This is a genomic window from Prosthecobacter sp. (assembly GCF_044373815.1).
GTDB lineage: Bacteria > Verrucomicrobiota > Verrucomicrobiia > Verrucomicrobiales > Verrucomicrobiaceae > Prosthecobacter.
Genome location: NZ_JBIPNG010000417.1, coordinates 1 through 5,920, shown reverse-complemented (window position 1 = coordinate 5,920; position 5,920 = coordinate 1). Strand labels below are relative to the sequence as shown.

The 5,920-nt window shown below is 64.7% G+C and carries 6 protein-coding genes; all 6 read right to left on the bottom strand.

Annotated elements, in window-relative coordinates; genetic code table 11:
• Positions 1–63 precede the first annotated feature (63 nt).
• On the bottom strand, positions 64–1,278 hold the full coding sequence (locus ACIREA_RS24810) for a helix-turn-helix domain-containing protein (protein WP_397385022.1): 1,215 nt from the start codon (positions 1,276–1,278) through the stop codon (positions 64–66).
• Between the two features lie 460 nt (positions 1,279–1,738).
• The gene (locus tag ACIREA_RS24805; RefSeq protein ID WP_397385021.1) at positions 1,739–2,488 is read right to left on the bottom strand and encodes a hypothetical protein; all 750 of its coding nucleotides are present in this window, start codon (positions 2,486–2,488) and stop codon (positions 1,739–1,741) included.
• Between the two features lie 545 nt (positions 2,489–3,033).
• Positions 3,034–3,441 carry a hypothetical protein gene (locus ACIREA_RS24800; protein ID WP_397385020.1) on the bottom strand — a complete coding sequence of 136 codons (408 nt, stop codon included), beginning with the start codon at positions 3,439–3,441 and terminating at the stop codon, positions 3,034–3,036.
• Between the two features lie 849 nt (positions 3,442–4,290).
• The gene (locus ACIREA_RS24795; protein ID WP_397385019.1) at positions 4,291–4,527 is read right to left on the bottom strand and encodes a hypothetical protein; all 237 of its coding nucleotides are present in this window, start codon (positions 4,525–4,527) and stop codon (positions 4,291–4,293) included.
• A gap of 14 nt (positions 4,528–4,541) precedes the next feature.
• Positions 4,542–4,775: a hypothetical protein gene (locus tag ACIREA_RS24790; protein WP_397385018.1), complete on the bottom strand. Its 234-nt coding sequence runs from the start codon at positions 4,773–4,775 to the stop codon at positions 4,542–4,544.
• Positions 4,772–5,713 (bottom strand): hypothetical protein, encoded by a 942-nt coding sequence (locus ACIREA_RS24785; protein ID WP_397385017.1) that lies wholly within the window; start codon positions 5,711–5,713, stop codon positions 4,772–4,774. Before ACIREA_RS24785 ends, ACIREA_RS24790 begins: the two co-directional genes overlap by 4 nt.
• Positions 5,714–5,920: the final 207 nt, after the last annotated feature.

Below are 5,920 nucleotides of genomic sequence, written 5' to 3'. Positions count from 1 at the left end.
TGATACACCTCAAACCGCCACGGCCATGCGGCCACGTGCGGGTGGAGGTCTGCCAGGGCCTCTTCAGGCGTAGCGGCCAGGGGCATTCGCGCTGTCACTGCGCGCAGGAGTTGGGCGGGGGTGGGCATGGGCTTTGGAGGGGTGAGGGTTGGAATTTTGAAAATGCAGGCCCTGCCAGCGGGCGTGGATGGCGGCATCCACCTGCGCGGCCACGGCGGACCAGCCATGGGTGGCGGCGTGGCGCTCGCACAGGCGCAGGGCGGCCTCGGCGGCATCGAGCGTCCAGGCCACGGACTCGGAGGAGATGCGCGCCTCCGTGGCACGGCGGGTGCGGTAGTCGCGGTAACGCGTCCACGACTCCGCAAACTCGGGCGGGGCATGCAGCGGAGCGCTCACCGCATTGGCCCTCCTGGCCTGCTGGCGGTGCCAGTCCCGCCAGTCCTCACGGCGGGGTTTCAGGTTTTGCGGCGGCGGCTCCACCGCAGCCGCTGGGGCAGCAGGTGCTGCCATCTCGGAGAGTGAGTCAGTCTGGGGCGGCCTGCCGCCCGTACTTCCGGTTCCTTCCGATACCTTCCGGTTTATGTGAACCTCCTTCACAGGTGGCCGTGAGCCAGGTTCACTGGTTTGCGCAGCAGGTTCACTTGAGGCGATGCCATGGCTGTGAAGCACGTTCACAGGCGGCAGTGAACCACGTTCACAGGGAGCGGCAGCAGGTTCACAGGTGGCGTGCTCCCAGTTGTGAAGCACGTTCACAGGAGGCTGTGAATCACGTTCACCAGTGGCTGCAGCACAGGCACGGGTGGCGCGGCCATGGCTGTGAAGCACGTTCACAGGGGGCGGTGCGACATGTTCACCACCAGCCCCCGTGGCTGCCATCATGGGCGACATCGGTGGTGCCGGTGATGCTGATGCAGACGATGAAACCGAGGATGCGGCAACGGTCGAAGCCGCCGATGAAGCCCCATGTAGCACCCCGGCAGGCGATGCCGCAGAAGCGGACGATGCAGAATTTGCGGCATCGAAACTCTGCGGGGTGATCTGATAGCTCGTGCGCCAGCCGTTGCGGCTGTCAAACTGCAGCACGCGGGCGTCACGCAGCGCGTGCAGCGCCGTGGCCACCGCGCGGTTGGAGAGGCCGGTGATCTGCATGATGTGCGCGTAGGACGGATCGCAGCGCTCCGTGTCGCCATTGTGGCAGTCCGCCAGGCAAAACAGCACCAGCTTCTGCGTGGGCGTCACGCGCAGGCGTTTGATGCTCTCGATCATGCGAACGCTCATGGAAAGTGGATGGGTAGGGGGAAGTGGGAGAACATGGTGGATTCTGGCATCAGGGGAGGATCAGGCGGCGGCGGAATGACGAATGCGGAATGCGGAATGCGGAATGCGGTGTGAGGCTGTGAGGCTGTGAGGCTGTGAGGCTGTGAGGCTGTGAGGCTGTGAGGCTGTGAGGCTGTGAGGCTGTGAGGTGGCGTGTCCGCGCGCGGGTGTGGTGGCTTGTGCCCGTGCCTGGAGCTTCGCGGCGCATGTGGCTGGTTTGCCTCAGGTGGAAAATCGGGCGCATCCGCCAAATAGGTTTGATAGGCCGAATAGGTCCTAAATGACCTATCCTCCATCTCCGAAGAGCGCCGCACACCCTTGCTACAGCGCACGACAGCACCCTGCAGGCCCCGGTTTCCCAGTCCCTTTTTTGCGCCTTTTTGCGCCTCTTTGCGGCCATCCGCATCCTCATCGTCAGTCTTCATGGTGGCTTCGGGCGTTGGGTGGATTTACGGCGCAGGCGGGCCTCTTCCGCGCGCTTGTGGCCGTTGTCGCGATTGCGCTCGCTGATGTCCTGCAGCCGCTGGCGCAGCGCCGCACCGTGCAGTCCGGCGCACTCTTTGTAGCGGTCAAGCTTGCCGCGCTTGAGCAGGGCAAAGTTCAGCTTTTTGATGTGCACGTCATGCCCCGGCACATCCAGCCAGGTGATGCCCCGCCACTGCGCGCCCGTGGGCGCAAAGCTGCGGTCCTGTTCCGGCAGCACGATCACCTTTCGAGCCGCTGTGGAAGTCGTGGTCGTCGCGCCGGGGTTCATCGCAGGCTGCGCTGAAGAAACCGCTGCGCCCGGTGCCGAAACAACCGCCGCTGCAGAAGCCGACGCTGCAGGTTTTGCGGCGGAGGTGGAGGCCGTGCAAACTGTCCGCGTGCCGCCCGTGCACCGCATGCCGGCACCCGCATAGCACATCGTGGTAGTGAATGGGGGCTGCGACGCCGCAGCTCCCGTGGAAATCGCGACCGCCGAGGTCAGCGCGTGCCGTGCCTCCTCCAGCAGGCGGCGTTCCGCCCGTGCGCTGAGCGCCTGCGTCTTCGCCGGCAGATGCCGCCCCACCTCCGCATCCGCCCCGCGCGTGTAACGCCGCGGATCGTAGATGAAGAGCGTGCCATTTGTCTCAATGCGCAGCGCCAGGCCACGGCGGACCAGGTGATGAAGCACGTCAGTGATGGAAGTCATGGGGAAGGGGATGAGGGGGAGGGAGAGGTAATGAGACAGTCAGATGGGGAGAGTCAGTGGGGCAGTGAGTGGTGAGCGATTTGGGATTCGTCCTCGAACTCGATCCTGCCGCGTCGCTGGGGATTGAATGACGAATGACGAATGACGAATGACGAATGACGAATGACGAATGACGAATGACGAATGACGAATGACGGACATCGCGCCACGCGAAGCTCCCACTGCGGCGGAGTCCAGAGAGCATGTATTGTAGTTCCGCCTTTAGGCGGTTCTGGAGCGCACGGCTCACACTCCGCGCAGCCGGATCCAGAACCGCCTAAAGGCGGAACTAAGGAACAGTGCTGAGCGGCGCGGACCCGCAGTTCCCTGACAGGCCGAAGGTCCATCCTCCAGGCAGGCCGCAGCGCTCGCACAGGCGGGACGCCTGTCCTCCGTGCGGGCGGCGCACCACCAGCGGCGGTATCACGGCCTCCGCACGCATTTGGAGCTCTGATCTGGCAAAACATGGTAGGATGAGAAAGAAGATACCAGCTAACGACCCCGGCTCAGGCGGCGCGGGCGCTGCGGAGGTCTGCCGCATCCATGCGGGCGATGACGCGGCGCGTGCTCTCGCTGAGCTCCGCGCCGAAGCGCTCCTGCACATAGGCCTCCGCCTCCTCCCAGAGGCCGGCGGCCAGGTGCTCGCTCACGGACTGGCCGCGCACGAGGATGTCATTGAGGCTGTCGTCCGAGTGGTCCAGCTCAAGCGGGAAATGGCCCGGCCAGGGAGCCAGCTCGCCGGTCACATCGCCCTTGAACTTGGGATTGCGCACCGTGTCCAGCGCCGCGTGCACCTTGTCCGTCTGCTCCTGCAGCGCGCAGGCCAGCCGGTACAGCTCTGTGGCCAGCGGATTGCTGCCGTGACCGTCCGGTTTGATCACGTGGAGGAGGACATCGATGTCGTGTGTTTTCATGGTGTTTGCGTTTCAGATTTCAGGTTTCAAGGCATCCCATAGGCTGTGCCGGATGGTTGCAGGTCTTGAATCAGCAAGGACGAGAACTGCGATAGCGGCGACAGCCGGGCTGAGGTTAGGGGGCGGCGGAGCGCGGAATTGCCTCGCTTCGCTCCCCCTTCGGGCAGCCTGCGGCTGGCTACCTCCTCTGCGCTTCGGTTCCGAGTCCGCAGCACTCCGCCATCAGGCGCAGCGCCACAGTGTCCCTGCCGCCAGCTCTTGCGCTCCGCCGGTGCTTCTTGTGCCGAAGGTGTTTTGGATGAAGCACCACCCGCCATGTGAAGGCGACCCGCTGCGGGCTCGGAGGCCCGCGCTCCAGGGGCGCTGGGGCATGCGGCGCTGTATTCGGCGCGAACCATGGGAGGGCGGTGTTTCAAAATGAAAGTTTCAGGTGATAGAGTGCTGGATGCTGGAGTGTTGCGTCGGGCATCGTGAAGCCCCCATCGCGGCGAAGGCCTGAGAGCACGTATTGTAGTTCCGCCTTTAGGCGGTTCCGGATCCGGCAGCGGTCTGTGTGGGCCGTGCGATCCAGAGCCGCCTAAAGGCGGGACTACGGAACAGCGCTGGGTGGCGCGGACCCGCAGCCTCCTGACTGGCCGACCGCCCATCCTCCGCGCAAGCTGCAGAGCGACAGGCGGGACGCCCATCCCCCGCAGGGACGCCGCGCCCGACGCAGCATTCGGATTTCGACATTCATTCGTCATGGATTCGCTTCGCTCGGCTCGGATTTCGTCATTGCCCACGCATGCACCTCCCGTCACAGGACGTTAGAAGATAGCACAAAATGGTATATGTAAAAACGCGTACAGATCACCAGCCCGGCGGGTCCGCCGCGCCCAGCCAGCCGAGCACGGCGCCCAGCAGCAGGAGAAGCACGAGCAGCTCCGCCAGGCCGCGCAGGAAGTCCGGGTGCACCGCCCCGCGGCGATACTGGCGGCAGGCCACGCGGCGGTGGCCATTGCGCCGCAGCCGCGTGATCTCCAGGTGGTTCTGCCAGGCGCGCCAGCGCAGCGCCAGCAGCGCCGCGCCCAGCAGCACGATCATCATGGAAACCGCGTACGTCATGAGCAGTGGCGGGCCAGGAGGTTGCGGATGCTTTTGGCGGCGGAGCGGCGCTGCACCGGCAGCACTTCCCGCTGCTCGATGAGAAAATCCGCCATGCTCCCCGCCGTGTGTCCTTTTTCCGCCATCGCCATGAAGAGCGGCAGCAGCGGGCGGAAGCGCCCCGGCCGCTGTGGTGGCAGCGCCTGCGCAGACTTCTGCAGCAGCTCCGGGAGCGAGTGCTTTTGCTTCATTGCGGCATCCTCCGCGCTGCGTTTCGGGGTTCGTGCGCGTCTCGTGGCGCTGAGTGGGGCAGGGGGCTTGGCATGGCGTGCAGGCATGGTCGTGGGTGGTTCGGGTTCGTGTTCGTCATTGGATTCGTCTTCGTGTTTGGCATTGGCAGGGGGGGCGATTGAAAAAAGCACGCGTCATTGCGGGCGTCGTCCCCGACTTCTTCGCCATCCTCTTCACCATCTTCTTCGCCGTCTTCGTCTCCATTGCCATCTTCATCGCCTTCGCCAGGACCGGTGTAGACCGCAGACCGCACAGGGTGAGAAAGGCCAGTGGCTGGCCTCATCCCGGGCGTGGACAACATCATGCCGGCAACCAGCGGCACCACTCCTACCATGCCCACACCAGCCACTGGCACATTCTCACATCCACGCAGCGCCCCGTGGGGCACCGCCTCCGCCATGGCCGCCGCCGCTTCGGCCACGGGCTGCGGATTCATCGCGGCACCAGCATTCGGCTGAGGATTCAGCGTCGCATTTGCCACGTGCTGCCGCTTCGCCGGAGAACCCGGCACCGAGTGTGGATTCAGCGGGGCATTCACTGCCGGCTGCGGCTTCACCGGAGAGCCCGGCATCGCCCCCGCCTTCAGCGCGGCCAGGACCCGAGGCACCGCCCGCAGCGGCTCTTGCGGGGCGCCCCCCCGTGGTGGCTGCGCGACCCCCAGCGCCTTGGATGCCGAAGGCTGCCAGGGTGTCGCCGCCGCCGCCATGCTCATCGCCTGCGTCATCGGCTCGTTCTGCTTCGGCAGCGTGCCCGTGCCTTGCGGCACCTGCAGCTCGCCCCGCAGCGCGCGGTCAAAAAGGTGCCGGCACTGGCCTGCCAGCGTGCGGTTGTTCGCCGCCGCCAGGGCCACCAGCCGCCCGTATGTATCATCGTTGATGTATGCTCCTGCTAGTTTCATTGCTGTTCCTTGCTGCGGGTGATAATCACCTATTCTGCACAGGTGATAATCACCCGTCAAATTAAAATCTGTTGAATTAAACCATGGGTGGGTGATTCTAGGTGTTAATCACCCTCGACTCGTTTTTCCCTGTTTTTCATAAGTATGCCGAACCAAAGACAAATCGGAACCAAGCTGGCAGGTGCCTACATCAGTGCCGAGAAAGAC

Coding starts and splice junctions, on each gene's coding strand:
- ACIREA_RS24790 (WP_397385018.1), bottom strand. CDS start 4,775: ATGAAGCAAAAGCACTCGCTCCCGGAGCTGCTGCAGAAGTCTGCGCAG.
- ACIREA_RS24795 (WP_397385019.1), bottom strand. CDS start 4,527: ATGATGATCGTGCTGCTGGGCGCGGCGCTGCTGGCGCTGCGCTGGCGC.
- ACIREA_RS24785 (WP_397385017.1), bottom strand. CDS start 5,713: ATGAAACTAGCAGGAGCATACATCAACGATGATACATACGGGCGGCTG.
- ACIREA_RS24805 (WP_397385021.1), bottom strand. CDS start 2,488: ATGACTTCCATCACTGACGTGCTTCATCACCTGGTCCGCCGTGGCCTG.
- ACIREA_RS24800 (WP_397385020.1), bottom strand. CDS start 3,441: ATGAAAACACACGACATCGATGTCCTCCTCCACGTGATCAAACCGGAC.
- ACIREA_RS24810 (WP_397385022.1), bottom strand. CDS start 1,278: ATGAGCGTTCGCATGATCGAGAGCATCAAACGCCTGCGCGTGACGCCC.